A 14,902-nucleotide genomic window follows, 5' to 3' on the forward strand; every position below is an offset into this window, starting at 1 on the left:
GGAGAGTGATCCATGCAAACCACCAAAATCCCCGCCACCATCGTCACCGGTTTTCTCGGCAGCGGCAAGACCACGCTGATGCGCCATATTCTCGAGCAGGCCAAGGGCCTGCGCGTGGCGGTCATCGTCAACGAGTTCGGCGAACTGGGCATTGACGGCGAAATCCTCAAGACCTGCGCCATAGGCTGCAAGGAGGAAGGCGGCGCAGACGGCCAGATCTACGAGCTGGCCAACGGCTGCATGTGCTGCACCGTGCAAGAAGAGTTCTTCCCCGTCATGAAGGCCCTGGCAGAACGCCGCGCCGACATCGATGTGCTGCTGATCGAGACCAGCGGCCTGGCCCTGCCCAAACCCCTGGTCCAGGCCTTCCAGTGGCCCGACATTGCCAATGTCTTCACCGTCGATTCCGTGGTCACCGTGGTCGACACGCCCGCTGCGGCCGCCGGCCAGTTTGCCCATGATCCGCATGCTGTCGACGAGCAGCGTCAGGCCGACCCCAATCTGGACCATGACGCCAGCCTGCATGAGCTGTTCGAGGATCAGCTCTCGGCCGCTGACCTGGTGGTGCTGTCCAAGGCCGATCTGGTCACGGCCGAACAACTCGGTCAGGTGCGAGCCCTGGTGGCCGAAGAAGTACCGGCCAGCGTGAAGATGATCGAAGCCGTGCAGGGCCAGGTGCCCCTGAACGTGCTGCTGGGCCAGCATCGCGCCGCCGAGCTGTCGATCGACGACAAGCACAGCCACCATGACCATGACGAAGACCATGACCACGATGCCTTCGACTCCTTGCACCTCGACCTGGGTGCCGTGGACCGCGACCGCCTGATGCAGGCCTTGCAGTCCATCGTTGAGCAGCATGGCGTGCTGCGCGTCAAGGGCTTTGCCGCTCTGCCTGGCAAGAAGATGCGTCTGCTGGTGCAGGGCGTGGGCCGCCGTTTTGATGCCTATTTCGACCGTGCCTGGGCCGACGGCGAAGCTGCGGCCACGCGTCTGGTGTTCATCGGCAAGCAGCTGGACGCCGCCATGTTGCGCCAGGCCTTGATGGGCGCCCAGGCATAAAATCCTAGCCAAATCGGCCTCTATCGCTTTACTGGCAAGCGGATAAAGCTATCTTTTTGAATCATGCACCTGCTCAGCTCCCGCCCCGGCGGCTTTGTCGAAGACGACAGCATCATCACCCGTCTGGACCAGACGCCTGCAGACATGGTGGTGCTCAGCTCTGCCGACACCACGCTGTCGCTGCTGGCCGATGCCTACCGGATGTGGCTACAGGCCGAGCCCCGGGCCGCAGGGTCCACGCCCACGCTGCGCCTGGCCAACCTGCTGCATCTGCGCCAGAGCGCCTCGCTCGATCTGTATATCGACGAGGTGCTGCAGCATGCCAGGCTGGTCATCGTCGATCATCTGGGAGCCGAGTCCACCTGGCCCTACGGCATCGAGCAGCTGCAAAAGCTGGCGCGCCGCAAGGGCCAGAAGCTGGCCATGTTCTCGGGCGACAACCAGGAAGATCCCGAACTGCTGGCCAAAGGCACGCTGGAGCCCGAGCAAAGCCGCGCGCTGTGGCAGTACCTGCGCGCCGGCGGCCTGGGCAATGCCCGCGAGTTCCTGCGCATGGCGGCAGCCTGGGGCCTGAACCGAGGCCGCGAGGGAGCGCCGGTGCGGGTGCTGCCCCCCGTGGCCGTGCATGTGCCGCAAGGCTGGCTGGCTGACGATGCTGGGCATCTTGCGGGCCTGGACGACCTGCAGGCACGTTGGCTGCCCGGTGCCCCCGTGGCCATGCTGGTCTTCTACCGCTCGCATCTGCTGGCGGCCAATACCGAGGCCTTCGATGCCATGGCCGACGCCCTGCTCGCGTGCGGCCTGAACCCGCTGCCGCTGGCCCTGGAGTCGCTCAAGGACGGGCTGTGCCTGCAGACGCTGCGCTCCCTGTGCATCACCCACCAGGTGCAGATCATCCTCAACACCACGGCGTTTGCTGCCCTCGGAGAACATGCGCGCACCGGCGAGGCGGCCGACGCGCTGGCCGGCGACATTCCCGTGCTGCAGGTGATTGCCAGCGGCAGCAACCGCGAGGACTGGCTGGCCGACAGCCAGGGCCTGCGCCCGCGCGACATTGCCATGCAGGTGGTGCTGCCCGAGATGGACGGTCGCATCATGACACGCGCCATGAGCTTCAAAGGCCTGGCCCATCGCTGCGAGCTGACGCAAACCGATGTGATCAGCTACCAGGCCGAGCCCGACCGCATTGCCTGGATTGCCGAGCTGGCCTGGCGCTGGTGCCAGCTGCGCAGCAAGCCTGCGGCTCAGAAGAAAGCCGCGCTGATACTGGCCAACTACCCGGGCAGCGAGGCACGCATGGGCAGCGGCGTGGGTCTCGATACGCCGGAATCCGTCATTGCCCTGCTGGATCAGCTGGCACGCGACGGCTGGCAACTGGGGGATGCTGCTGCGCGGCCCGACTCCGGCCTGGCGCTGATGGGCCTGCTGCAGCAAGGCATCGCCAATGACCCCAAAAAATGGCCGTTGCGCCCTGCAAGTCAGGGCTATTCGCTGCAGGCCTATCAACAGCGTCTGGCACAACTGCCCGGCGATATGGCCCAGGCCATCGCCGAGCGCTGGGGAGCGCCCGAGCAAGACCCCATGCTGCGCGATGGCTGGTTCATGATTGCGGGCCTGCAGCTGGGCCATGTCTTTGTCGGCATACAGCCCGCACGTTCTCTCGACGGGCGCAATGATTACGCCAGCTATCACGACGCCGAGCTGGTGCCGCCCCATCACTATCTGGCGTTCTACTTCTGGCTGCGCGATGTGTTTGGCGTGGACGCCATGGTCCACGTGGGCAAGCATGGCAATCTGGAATGGCTGCCGGGCAAGAGCCTCGCGCTGTCGCAGCAATGCTGGCCCGATGCCATTCTCGGCCCGCTGCCGCATGTCTACCCCTTCATCGTCAACGACCCCGGCGAAGGGGCTCAGGCCAAACGCCGCAGCCAGGCCGTCATCATCGACCATCTGATGCCACCGCTCACGCGCGCCGAAAACCACGGTCCCATGCAGGAGCTGGAACGCCTGGTGGACGAGTACTACGAAGCCCTGCTGGTCGATCTGCGCCGTTCCGGCATGCTGCGCAAGCAGATTCTGGACTGCGCCAGACAGCAGGATCTGCTGCGCGAACTCGGTCTCGAAGCGGCGGGCGCGCAGCCCGGTGCCGACGAGCTGCTGCTGGAACGCATCGATGCCTATCTGTGCGAACTCAAGGAAACCCAGATCCGCGATGGCCTGCATATCTTCGGCAGCTCGCCACAGGGCCAGTTGCGCGAATCCACCCTGGTCTCGCTGGCTCGCTATCCCGGCGATGCCGGCAACGAGCAAGGCCTGCTCAATGCACTTGCAGCCGACCTGCTGCCGGCCATGGACTGGAACCCGCTGGACATGGATGCCGCAGCCCCCTGGAACGGCCTGCGTCCGGCCGCGCTGCAGCAGCAGGATGCCGGCACCTGGCGCCATGGCGGGGACACGCGCGAGCGGCTCGAGCTGCTGGCCCTGCAGGTCATTGCCAATCCCACGCTGGCCCGCGACTGGCCGCACACACTACAAGTGCTGACGCGCATAGAGCAGCAGATTGCACCGTCACTGGATGCCTGCGGCCCGCAGGAGCTGCTGCAGTTCTCGCGAGCACTGCAGGGGCGCTTTGTGCCGCCGGGCCCCAGCGGCTCGCCCTCGCGCGGGCGCTGCGACACCTTGCCCACAGGGCGGAACTTCTACACCGTGGACACCCGTGCCATCCCCACCCAGACCGCCTGGGCACTGGGGCAGCAGTCCGCGCAGCGCGTGCTGGAGCGTTATCTGCAGGAGCATGGCGAATATCCACAGGCCATCGGTCTTTCCGTCTGGGGAACAGCCACCATGCGTACCGGCGGTGACGATATCGCCCAGGCCTTTGCCCTGATCGGGGTTCGTCCCAAATGGGCGGCCGGCAGCCAGCGCGTGACCGACTTTGAAGTCATTCCCGCCGTGGGGCTGCGTCGCCCGCGTGTCGACGTGACCTTGCGCATCAGCGGCTTCTTCCGCGATGCCTTTCCCAACGTGGTGCAGATGTTCGATGCCGCGGTGCGTGCCGTGGCCGAGCTCGATGAGGACGCCGAGGACAACCCCATCCGCGCGCGCGTGCTGCGAGATACGCAGGCTGCCGTGGATCAGGGCCTGAGCGCCGACGCGGCCCGCGAACAGGCGCTGTGGCGCGTTTTCGGAGCGCCCACCGGCAGCTATGGTGCCAGCATGCATGAGATGCTGCGTAGCGGCCAGTGGACCGACGCGGGCGACTTTGCACGCCACTACCTGCACTGGGGTGCCTATGCCTACGGCCAGCAGGCCGATGGCGTGCCGGCCCGCGCCGCTCTGGAGCGGCGTCTGCAGGCATTGGACGTGGTGCTGCAGAATCAGGACAGCCGCGAGCATGACCTGCTGGACTCCAGCGAGTACTACCAGCATCAGGGCGGCATGGTGGCGGCCGTGCGGCACCTGGGCGGCAGCGACCCTGCCGTCTATCATGGCGACCACGGCAATCCTCAGTCTGCCAGGATTCGCTCCCTGGCCGAGGAGATCGGCCGCGTGGTACGCGCCCGCGTCACCAATCCCAAGTGGATTGCGGGCGCCATGCGCCACGGCTACAAGGGCGGTTTCGAGATGGCGGCCACGGTGGACTATCTGTTCGGCTTCGATGCCACCACCGCGCTGGTCTCGGACCAGCATTACGCCATGGTCACCCAGGCTTATGTGGAAGATGAGAGCGTGCGCCAGTTTCTGCGCCAGCACAATCCACAGGCGCTGGGCGATATCGTCTCGCGCCTGCTGGAAGCCATAGACCGTGGCATGTGGGAGCAGCCCGGCGAGCATCGCCAGAGCCTGCTGACCCAGATGCTGGAGCACGAAGAATTCATGGAAGGACAGGTTTCCCAATGAGCCCGAACCACGATCCGGCACCCGTATTCCCACTCTCTGCCATACAGGGACAGCCCGCCCTCGTGCAGGCCCTGCTGCTCGCCGCGATAGAGCCGCAGTTGGGCGGCGTGCTGATTCGAGGCCCGCGCGGCACGGCCAAGTCCACGGCGGCCCGCGCGCTGGCGGACCTGCTGGCCCCTGCGCCCTTTGTCACCCTGCCGCTAGGCGCATCCATCGAGCATGTGACCGGCAGTCTGGACCTGTCCAAGGCGCTCTCAGGCCACGAAGTGGGCTTCGCTCCGGGTCTGATTGCCAAGGCGCACGACGGCGTGCTCTATGTCGATGAAATCAATCTGCTGCCCGATGCCATCGTCGATGTGCTGCTTGATGTGGCCGCCTCCGGCATCAATCGCATAGAGCGCGACGGCATCTCGCACAGCCATGCCGCGCGCTTTGTGCTGATCGGCACCATGAACCCCGAAGAAGGCATGCTGCGGCCACAGCTGCTGGACCGACTGGGCCTTTGTGTGCAATTGGACAATGCTCAGGACCCGCAGCTGCGCAGCAGCATCGTCAAGGCAAGGCTGCGCTTTGATCAGGATCCCCAGGGCTTCGCCCGATCTCATGCAACCGAGCAGCAGGAGATTCGCCAAAGGCTGACGCTGGCCCGCAGCCGTTGCCGCAATGCCTCGGAGCTGACATGGAGCGATGCCGTCCACGAGGCCGTGGCCCTGCAGTGCATTGCCGCCCAGGTCGACGGGCTGCGCGCCGACCTGGTCATGCTGCGTGCTGCACGCGCTCTGGCGGCCTGGCAAGGCAGTCAGAGCATCACGCCCGCACATGTGTCCGAAGTCGCGCCACTGGTGCTGCAGCATCGCGCCAGCCAGCCAGATCCGGGCAGCTCCAGCCAGCTGCGGCAGCCCCCCGCAGCCACGCCTTCCGCCCAGCCGCCGGCAACGCCCGCCACACCGTCAGGCGCGGGCAGCGCAGCCCGCACAGAGCCCGATACCCAGGCACCAGCATCTCATTCACCGGCTACCCGCGAGCCCGGCGCCACCAGCTCCTTGCCTCAAGAGGCAGGCCCGAGCCTCGAACAGCCGCCTGCCGGCTGGGGACAGGCTCAAGCCGTGAGCAGCACCGCCTTCGATGCACAACAGGCCGATGCCATGGCACAGGCAGCCCTGGAGGCCCTGGCCGCAAAAAAAGCCCGAGCCTCCGGTCCGCTGCGCTGAGCGCCGGCCGGGGGCAAATCGGCTCCGAAAACCATGGCCTGGCCTTGGCCAGCCATGCCGTACCCAGCGTCCACAAGATGCCAGGGGCATCGATTGACTGGACAGCCACACTGCGCCAGCGTCAGGGCCAGCCACTGGCACACGCACATCTGCGCTGGCGCCAGCCCGAGGGAGCTGTACGCAGGCAACACCTGTTCCTGCTGGACTGCTCGGCCTCCATGGTGGAGAGCGGCGCATTCGCCCAGGCCAAGGGCCTGCTGCTGCAGTGGCTGCGCCGGGCCTATCTGCAGCGCGAATCCGTGGCCCTGCTCTGCTTCGGCGCAGGCCGGCTGCACTGGCTGCTGGAGCCCACGCGGGCGCCACGCTGGAATGCCGATCTGATCGAGCCGCTACGCGGCGGAGGCGGCACGCCGTTGGCCCAGGCCCTGGAGGCGGGCTGGCAGATGACGGCCAGATACTCTCGGCAATCATCCTGCCTGTGGCTGATCAGCGACTTCCGCAGCCCCGATGTGCTACAGCTGGAGCGCTGGCCTGCACCTGCCGTGGCACAGGTTCTGGTGGACTGTGAAACCGCTGCGGTCCAGAGCAAGCGTCTGTTTGGCGGTGCCGAGCGGTTGGCAAAGGTCTGGCCGGATACCTTGCGACTGCCGCTGAGATTTAGCTAAGAAAAGGCATCTACCGCTTAACAGGAAAGCGTTAATAGCTATCTATTTTGATAATCATCTGACAGGACATCACGCCGCCCCCTGCCCGCCCTATCGATATCCGGTCGCCGCACAAGCGGCAGGAAAGCTGCTGCCAGGCCGATGAGTTCGGCCGTGTGCACCAGGTTATCGCGTAAGATCGCGCCACCACAGGTGCCTCATGGCGTGCTTTTGCACGCGGAGGTGAAACGAGAAGCAGGTGAATGGAGTTCCCACCAATCCTGCACTGCACCCGCAACGGTAATCAGAGATATGGAGATGCATGCTCTGGCCCACGGCCATGGCCGCCACTGCGAAAGCGGGAAGGCGCATCGACATGCCACCCTCAGGTGGGCTCTGTAAGTCCGGAGACCGGCCTGGTGTGTACAAGGCGCAGCGGGGTTGCATGTGGCTTGTGATATGCCAGCGCCTGCGTGCGGCTCATCACCTCTTCATTTCCCTCTGCACATTTTGTTTGTCTGGCCCGGGTATCGGCCAAACCGACCGTGGATGACCTATGTTGCATGGAATTTGCCAGTCAGATTTGCCCCAGCGGGCCGGCGGTGCCCTGGCCTCGTCGCCTGGAGCAGAGCTTGCCTAGCCCTGAGCCCATCCAGATTCGTGGCTGGTGCCCCAGCACCTGGAAGCCCATGCAGGCACAGGACGGCTGGATTGTGCGCGTGCGCCCTCGCTGCGCGTCTCTAACCGCCGCTCAGTGGCTGGTACTGGCCGAACTCGCACGAACCCATGCCTCGGGCCAGATCGAGCTGACCCGCCTCGGCAATCTGCAATTGCGCGGCATGCACGAATCGGCCCTGCCTGCCTTGCGCACGGCGCTCGTTGTCTCCAGGCTGGCCCCAGCCGATGAACAGGCAGATCTGGCACCTGCCGTGCATTGCACTCCGTTCTATACAAGAGGAGATCGCACCCATGCACTGGCTCTGGCGCTTTCCAGTGCAGCGGCGCGTGACCTCAGTCCCCTGGCCCTGCGACAGCAGAACATGCCGGCCCTGCCCGGCAAATTCGACATGCTGGTCGACGATCCGCAGTGTCATCTCCGAAGCCTGAGCTCCGACCTTCAGCTATGGGCCTGCGTCGATGGAGGCTATGGGCTTGCCCTGGGCCAATCGGAAGACTGGTATGGCTTTGAGACTGCACCGGCTGCCGTGCAGGCAACCATACAGATTGCCCTGTGGTTTGCCCGTGAGCGCAGTTCGCAGGCGGCAGGCCGATTGCGCGGTCTTGCCAAGCCCATCGACCTTCAGGCCTGCGGACTCGCCAAGGCCAGTCATCACCTTGAGTCCCGGACTCTGGACAGGAACGCTGCCAGATCGTTGCGGCCCGGAGCGCCCAACCCTCACGGCCTGCTGCTCGGCGCCCCGTTGGGACGCCTGGACGCATGGGCCATACAGAAGCTGGCAGCTCTCATGCCCGAACAAGCGGAGATCCGGGTCACGCCCTGGAAATCTTTGCTTCTGCCGAACAAGCACCTGGATTCACTGCCTGCCCGGCTCGATGCCAGGGACTGGATCAGCCAGTCCGCGGATGTGCGCCTGCGGGTCTCGGCCTGCACCGGAGCCCCCAACTGCCCTCAGGCCCATATCCCGGCCCAGCCCATGGCCTTGCAATTCGCCAGCTCACAGGCGGCGGACCGGCATCTTCATATCAGCGGCTGCGCCAAGCTCTGTGCCCTGCCTGCCGATGCGACAAGTGTGGTGTTTGCCAGCCAGGACACAACGGGCCAGATATGGCTGCACGCCAGCCCCGCTGAAGCGCAACCGTCAGCCAGGGCATCCATTCCCTATCGGCCTCTGAACTCCGATCCTCACGATATACAGCAACAACTCAATGACCTACAACTATGAAAAGTGCGGTGAAGAGATTTACCGGCAATCGTTCAGCATCATCCGCCGAGAGGCCGATCTCAAGCGCTTCAACCCCGTGGAAGAGCGGGTCGCCTGCCGCATGATTCACGCAGCCGGCATGGTGGAGCTGGCCGCACATATCCATTTCGCCCCGACCTTTGCCGAAGCGGCGGAAGCCGCGCTGCAGCGCGGAGCACCCGTGCTCTGCGATGCACGCATGGTCAGCGAGGGCATCACGCGCAAGCGCCTGTCGGCCCAGAACCCCATCATCTGCACCCTGCAGGACCCGCGTGTGCCAGCGCTTGCAGCCGACATGGGCAACACCCGCAGTGCCGCAGCACTGGAGCTGTGGCGCGAGCATCTGGACGGCGCCGTGGTCGCCATCGGCAATGCGCCGACTGCCCTGTTTCATCTGCTCCATATGCTGCAGGACCCGGACTGTCCGCGCCCGGCCGCCATCGTCGGCTGCCCGGTCGGCTTTGTGGGAGCTGCGGAGTCCAAGGACGCGCTGCGCGAATGGGGACAGATTCCGTTTGCCATCGTGCAAGGACGCCTCGGCGGCTCCGCCATCACGGTTGCCGCCATCAACGCGCTGGCAACCACGGTGGAGTAGGAAGAGTCACCATGAATCACGGAAAAATCTTCTGCGTGGGACTGGGTCCCGGCGATCCCGACATGATGAGCGTGAAGGCAGACCGTCTGCTGAGAAACGCCCGCCATGTTGCCTACTTCCGCAAGCGCGGTCACCCGGGCAAGGCACGGCAACTGGTCAACGGCCTGCTGCATGCCGAGGTCACGGAGTACCCGATGGAGTACCCGCTGACCACGGAGATCCCGCACGACGACCCCCGCTATATCGCCCAGCTGTCCAGCTTCTATCAGGACTGGCAGGCCCGGCTGACGGAGCTCACGCGCAGCGAGGATGTGATCGTGCTCTGCGAAGGCGATCCATTCTTCTACGGCTCCTTCATGCACCTCTATGTGCGCCTGCGCCAGGCGGCACAGGTGACGGTGGAGGTGTTGCCCGGCATACCCGGCATGGTGGGCTGCTGGCATGCCACCGGCATTCCCATGACCTGGGGTGACGATGTGATGAGCGTGCTGCCCGCGACCTTGCCCGATACGCCGCTGCGCGAGCATATGGCGCGCTCGGACGCACTGGTCATCATGAAGGTGGGACGGCATCTGGGCCGCATCCGTGCGCTGCTGGACGAGCAAGGCAAGCTGGAGCGTGCCTGGCTGGTCATCAACGGCACCATGAGCGATCAGCAGGTCATGCCGCTGAGCGAGGCGCCTGAGCGCTGCCCCTATTTCGCCATCATCGTCGTGCACGGCCAAGGTCGTCGCCCGGCAAACGACATGTGAATGCGCTGTCATGAGCACAACCACAATGCCTCCACAACTCCTGGTGCTGGGCCTGGGCCCCGGCGATGATGCCCTGCTGACGCAGCAGGTTCGCGACAGCATTGCCAGCGCCAGCGATGCATTCGGCTACTTTCCCTATGTAGAGCGGCTGCAGGGTCTCGAACATCTGCAACTGCACGCCAGCGACAACCGCGAGGAACTGGAGCGTGCGCGCAACGCCTTGAATCTTGCAGCCCAGGGCCGCAAGGTGCTGATGCTCTCGTCGGGCGACCCGGGCGTGTTCGCCATGGCCAGTGCCGTGTTCGAGACGCTGGAGCAGGCCAGCCCCGAGGAGCATGCCCGCTGGCAGGGCGTGGACGTGCAGGTGCAGCCGGGCATCACCGCCATGCTGGCCGCAGCAGCGCGTCTGGGCGCCCCCTTGGGACATGACTTCTGCACCATCAATCTGTCCGACAACCTCAAGCCCGCCAGCATCATCGAGCGCCGCATCCGTCTGGCCGCCCAGGCCGATTTCGCCATGGCGTTCTACAACCCCTGCTCGCGCTCGCGCCCCGAGGGTTTCTCGCGCGCCCTGCAGGTGCTGCAGCAGGAGTGCCAGCCCGAGCGCCTGATCTGCTTTGCCCGCAACGTTAGCCGCCCCGATGAGACGCTGCGAGTCGTGAAGCTGCTGGACGCACGGGCCGATATGGCCGATATGCGCACGGTGGTGATTGTGGGCAACAGTCAGACCAGGCAGGTGGGCAAGCATGTCTACACCCCGCGCAGCTATGAAGCCTGCAGCAGCGCCCCTTCCATCGTGAGCGACCATGCCTGAGTACGCGCAAGGTCCTGCCAGGCAAAAGTGCTCAGCAGCGCTGCCGGTACAACCACTCCATGGCCTGTTGCGGGCTTTGGCACTGGGTGCGCGGCTCCAGCACTGGTCTGTCGACCATGATGACCGGAATACCCAGCTGGCGCGCGGCCTCGATCTTGGCATAGGTATCTGCGCCACCGGCGTTCTTGCTGACGATGCAGTCGATGCGGTACTGCCCGAGCAGCGCCAGTTCGTCGGCGAGCCGAAACGGACCGCGCGCAACGATCAGTTCATAGCTGGATGCCGGCAACGGCAAGGCACCGCCCTCCTGGTCGATGACGCGCAGCACAAACTGGTGCTCGTCGGCCAGGCCTGCAAACGCCGTCAGCTGCTTGCGTCCTATGGCCAGAAACACTCGCTTCAAAGACCGACTCAAGGCCTGTGCGGCAGCCGCCATATCGGGCACATGCTGCCATTGGTCGCCGGGCTGCGCCTGCCAGGCTGGCCGCTCCATGGACAGCAAGGGCAGATCCAGTTGGGCGCAGGCCGCGATGGCATTGGCACTCATCTGTGCCGCGAATGGGTGGGTGGCGTCGATGACATGGGTGATGTGATGCGCACTCAGGTAATCGACCAGCCCCTGCACGCCGCCAAAACCGCCCACACGCACGGGCAAGGCCTGAGTACGGCGCGTCTGGGTGGCCCCGGCATAGGAATAGATGGCCTGCACCCCGGCCTCATGCAGCAGCGTGGACAAGATATAGGCATCGAAAGTGCCGCCTAACAGGAGAACTTGGGTCATGGCCAATCCGTGGCTTTCAATTATCGGAATTCATCCGTCAGGGCTGGAAGGCCTGAGCCCCGCAGCGCGACAAGCCCTGGATGATGCCAGTGTTGTGTTCGGCAGTCCGCGTCATCTGGCGCTGGCGCAAGCAGGGACGCGCGGTAGGGCCTGGCCGATCCCCTTCAGCGTCGAGCCCGTGCTGCAGCTGCGTGGACAGCAAGGCGTGGCCGTGCTGGTGTCCGGCGATCCGTTTCACTTCGGTGCCGGTGCATCGCTGGCCAGGCACCTGGAGCCGGGCGAGTGGCGTAACCACCCTCAAGCCTCGACATTTGCCTGGATTGCAGGCGAGCTGGGCTGGTCCCAGGAGCGCACCCACTGCCTAGGCCTGCATGCCCGCAGCCTGAGCAGCCTGACGCCTCTGCTGGCGCCTCAAGAGCGCTTTATCTGCCTGTTGCGTGATGGCCCGGCCGCTCACACTCTGGCTCAATGGCTGCAGCAACAGGGCTGGGGCGACAGCCCTCTGTGGCTGGTGGAGCAGGCAGGCAGCAATCAGCAAGACATACGCAGTGGCACGGTACGCGAACTGGCCGCCCTGTTGGCAACCCAGCCAGCCAAGGCCCCCGTGACTGCGGCTTTCGAAGCGCGCGGCGAAAAAGGTGTGTCCAGGGTACCAGGCAGACCCGTCAGTGAGTTTGCGCATGACGGGCAGATCACCAAAAGCCCGGTGCGGGCCATGACGCTGGCCGCGCTGGCACCGCGCCAAGGCGAGTGGCTCTGGGATCTGGGTGCGGGTTCGGGCTCGGTCGCCGTCGAGTGGTGTCTGGCTGGCGGCCAGGCCATCTGCGTGGAGCAGCACGCCGCGCGTGCGGCCAATATTGCGCAGAACGCGCAGCGCTATGCGGCAGCGATCGAAGTGGTTCATGACCATGCCCTGGCAGCCCTGCCCCGTCTGCAGCCAGAGCCGCAGGCCGTCTTTGTCGGCGGCGGCTTCAGCGCGGAGCTGTTCAATGCCCTGTGCATGCGTCTTTCCGGGCCTTGGCGCCTCGTGGTGAATGCCGTGGCGCTGCACACCCAGGCACTGCTGCTGGAGCTGCACCGTACGCATGGCGGCCAGCTGTATCAGTTGCAATGGAGCGAAGCTCAGAGCCTGGGAAGCATGCATTCCTGGTCCCCAGCCCGCCCCCTGGTGCAGTGGGTCTGGAGCAGCCCATGAGATATCTGTTCGCAGGCTGGGGCTTTCAAGCCGGTGCTCTGCCTCAATCATTCGAAAGCTGCTGGACCCAGGCCTGCCAGAGACTTGGAGGTGCGGATTCAGCACCCTGCCGCTGGACCTTTGCCCTGCTGGCCACCAGGAGCCAGACCTCAGCGGCGCGCGCCTTGCAGGATTGGGCGAGCCAGATTCCTGGCCATATCGACTGGAAGACCTGTGCCGAAAGCGCGATTGCGCATATCGCCACACCATCCCATTCGGCAAGATTGCAGCAGCGCTTTGCCACGGGCAGCGTTGCAGAAGCCCTGGCCCTGCATGCCGGCGCAGTCCTGGCCCATAGCCGGCTGCTGGTGCTGCGCACCGTTTCGGCAGACCGACGTGCGACGCTGGCGATTGCCGGCTTGCCGCTGCCCACACCATTTATCCCTGGAGTTTTGCCTTGACCGTTCATTTCATCGGAGCCGGCCCCGGTGCGGCCGACCTCATCACCGTTCGCGGGCGTGATCTGCTGGCCGCCTCGCCTGTGTGTCTGTACGCAGGCTCGCTGGTACCGAGCGAGTTGCTGGCGCACTGCCCTGCAGGTGCCCGTCTCGTCAACACTGCCCCCATGTCGCTGGAAGACATCGTGGCCGAAATCCAGACCGCACACGAGCAAGGGCTGGATGTTGCCCGCCTGCATTCCGGCGACCTGAGCATCTGGTCTGCCATGGGTGAGCAGTTGCGCGCCCTGCGCGAGCTGAACATCCCCTACACCGTCACGCCCGGTGTCCCCGCTTTCAGTGCCGCAGCCGCTGCGCTGGAAGCCGAGCTGACACTGCCCGGCTCCTGCCAATCGGTGGTGCTGACACGCACCTCGGGCCGGGCGTCGAGCATGCCCGACGGCGAGACCCTGGCCGCCTTCGCTGCGACCGGCGCCGTACTGGCGATTCATCTGTCGGTCCATGTGGCCGAGCAGGTACAGCAGGAACTCACCAGCCATTACGGCCCGGATTGCCCGGCAGCCATTGTCTGGCGCGCCTCATGGCCCGACGAGCAACTGCTGCGCACCCGCGTGGGAGATATCGCCAGCACAGCCCGATCCAATCCGCTGCAGCGCAGCGCACTGATTCTGGTCGGGGCCACCCTGAGCCAGCAGGATTTCGGCAGCAGCCGGCTCTATGCCAATGACTATGATCGCCGCTATCGGCCGCGCGGCGACGAACCGCGCTTTCCTTGCGGAACCGAGGGCGCCTGATGCTGGAACTATTCCTGATCGGCATCGGCACCGGCAACCCCGATCACCTCACCCGGGAAGCAGAGAAAGCGATTCGCAGCGCCGACCTGGTTCTTTTGCCACACAAGGAGGACAGCAAGGCAGAGCTGGCCCAGGTCCGCCTGTCGCTGCTGCAAAGCCTGGCCGTGGAAGAGAGCCGAATTGCTCACTTCGACATGCCGCAACGCCGCCAGCAGGGATCGGACTACGACCAGCAAGTGGACGAATGGCATGAGGCCATTGCCCGGCGCTGGCAAGCCAGTCTTCAGGACCGTCTGCCTGCTCGCTCGGGACGTGTGGCCCTGCTTGTCTGGGGCGACCCGGCCCTCTACGACAGCACGCTGCGCATTGCCTCGCGTCTGGGCCTGGCCCGCGAACAGGTACGCGTCGTGCCTGGCATCACATCCATGCAGGTGCTGTGCAGTGCCCACGGCATTGCCCTCAATGAAATCGGCGAGTCCTTTCTGATCACCACCGGTCGCCAGCTGCGTGAAAATGGCTGGCCATCCGGGGTGAACACCCTGGTCGTGATGCTGGATGGTCAACGCAGCTATGAACAGCTGAAAGACACCGATGTCGACATCTACTGGGGTGCCTATCTGGGCATGCCCCAGCAATTGCTCATGCATGGCCGGCTTTGCGACATCGCGCCAGACATCACCAGCAGGCGCGCCCAGGCCCGCGAAAAAAATGGCTGGATCATGGACATCTACCTGCTGCGCAGGATCGCGGCCCCCTGACCCAAGGTCGCCCAGGCGCATCCGTCGCCTGGCAGGCACA

Annotated in this window: 13 protein-coding genes and 1 riboswitch; of the genes, 12 read left to right on the forward strand and 1 reads right to left on the reverse strand. The window is 65.1% G+C overall.

What is annotated here, in order from left to right:
• The first annotated feature begins 12 nt into the window (after positions 1-12).
• The 8 genes from cobW (at position 13) to cobJ (ending at position 10,897) form a co-directional block, all read left to right on the forward strand.
• Positions 13-1,059 carry a cobalamin biosynthesis protein CobW gene (gene cobW, locus AAIL67_RS01630; RefSeq protein ID WP_034351882.1) on the forward strand — a complete coding sequence of 349 codons (1,047 nt, stop codon included), beginning with the start codon at positions 13-15 and terminating at the stop codon, positions 1,057-1,059.
• Between the two features lie 63 nt (positions 1,060-1,122).
• Positions 1,123-4,959 carry a cobaltochelatase subunit CobN gene (cobN, locus tag AAIL67_RS01635; RefSeq protein ID WP_343483228.1) on the forward strand — a complete coding sequence of 1,279 codons (3,837 nt, stop codon included), beginning with the start codon at positions 1,123-1,125 and terminating at the stop codon, positions 4,957-4,959.
• Entirely contained in the window at positions 4,956-6,170 is a 1,215-nt protein-coding gene (locus AAIL67_RS01640) for an ATP-binding protein (RefSeq protein ID WP_343483230.1), read from the forward strand. The genes cobN and AAIL67_RS01640 overlap by 4 nt, the downstream gene beginning before the upstream one ends.
• Positions 6,171-6,214: 44 nt before the next feature.
• On the forward strand, positions 6,215-6,835 hold the full coding sequence (locus AAIL67_RS01645; RefSeq protein ID WP_343483231.1) for a VWA domain-containing protein: 621 nt from the start codon (positions 6,215-6,217) through the stop codon (positions 6,833-6,835).
• Between the two features lie 173 nt (positions 6,836-7,008).
• A riboswitch (cobalamin riboswitch) is annotated at positions 7,009-7,249 on the forward strand.
• A gap of 197 nt (positions 7,250-7,446) precedes the next feature.
• A complete protein-coding gene (locus tag AAIL67_RS01650) occupies positions 7,447-8,718 on the forward strand; it encodes a nitrite reductase (RefSeq protein WP_343483232.1) in 1,272 nt (423 codons plus the stop codon).
• Positions 8,702-9,331, forward strand: a complete 630-nt coding sequence (locus AAIL67_RS01655; protein WP_343483233.1) for a precorrin-8X methylmutase — start codon at positions 8,702-8,704, stop codon at positions 9,329-9,331. Before AAIL67_RS01650 ends, AAIL67_RS01655 begins: the two co-directional genes overlap by 17 nt.
• A gap of 11 nt (positions 9,332-9,342) precedes the next feature.
• Positions 9,343-10,083, forward strand: a complete 741-nt coding sequence (gene cobI / locus AAIL67_RS01660) for a precorrin-2 C(20)-methyltransferase (RefSeq protein WP_343483234.1) — start codon at positions 9,343-9,345, stop codon at positions 10,081-10,083.
• A 25-nt stretch (positions 10,084-10,108) separates the two neighbouring features.
• Positions 10,109-10,897, forward strand: coding sequence for a precorrin-3B C(17)-methyltransferase (cobJ, locus tag AAIL67_RS01665; protein ID WP_343483359.1), 789 nt, complete (start codon positions 10,109-10,111; stop codon positions 10,895-10,897).
• A gap of 31 nt (positions 10,898-10,928) precedes the next feature.
• Here the strand turns inward: cobJ and AAIL67_RS01670 are convergent, their stop codons facing one another.
• Positions 10,929-11,684 carry a cobalt-precorrin-6A reductase gene (locus tag AAIL67_RS01670; RefSeq protein ID WP_343483235.1) on the reverse strand — a complete coding sequence of 252 codons (756 nt, stop codon included), beginning with the start codon at positions 11,682-11,684 and terminating at the stop codon, positions 10,929-10,931.
• Here AAIL67_RS01670 and cbiE point away from each other — a divergent pair.
• From cbiE to cobF, 4 genes are read left to right on the forward strand one after another with little or no spacing between them, the layout of a single operon-like run.
• The gene (gene cbiE, locus AAIL67_RS01675; RefSeq protein WP_343483236.1) at positions 11,677-12,873 is read left to right on the forward strand and encodes a precorrin-6y C5,15-methyltransferase (decarboxylating) subunit CbiE; all 1,197 of its coding nucleotides are present in this window, start codon (positions 11,677-11,679) and stop codon (positions 12,871-12,873) included. The two genes, AAIL67_RS01670 and cbiE, sit on opposite strands and share 8 nt — an antisense overlap.
• The gene (locus AAIL67_RS01680; RefSeq protein ID WP_034407857.1) at positions 12,870-13,313 is read left to right on the forward strand and encodes a cobalamin biosynthesis protein; all 444 of its coding nucleotides are present in this window, start codon (positions 12,870-12,872) and stop codon (positions 13,311-13,313) included. Before cbiE ends, AAIL67_RS01680 begins: the two co-directional genes overlap by 4 nt.
• Positions 13,310-14,104 carry a precorrin-4 C(11)-methyltransferase gene (cobM, locus tag AAIL67_RS01685; RefSeq protein WP_063660912.1) on the forward strand — a complete coding sequence of 265 codons (795 nt, stop codon included), beginning with the start codon at positions 13,310-13,312 and terminating at the stop codon, positions 14,102-14,104. The genes AAIL67_RS01680 and cobM overlap by 4 nt, the downstream gene beginning before the upstream one ends.
• Complete coding sequence (gene cobF / locus AAIL67_RS01690; protein WP_343483237.1) at positions 14,104-14,862, forward strand: precorrin-6A synthase (deacetylating); 759 nt, start codon at positions 14,104-14,106, stop codon at positions 14,860-14,862. The genes cobM and cobF overlap by 1 nt, the downstream gene beginning before the upstream one ends.
• Positions 14,863-14,902 lie beyond the last annotated feature (40 nt).

Source organism: Comamonas sp. A7-5 (assembly GCF_039581385.1).
In the GTDB taxonomy this organism is placed as follows: Bacteria; Pseudomonadota; Gammaproteobacteria; order Burkholderiales; family Burkholderiaceae_C; genus Comamonas; species Comamonas thiooxydans.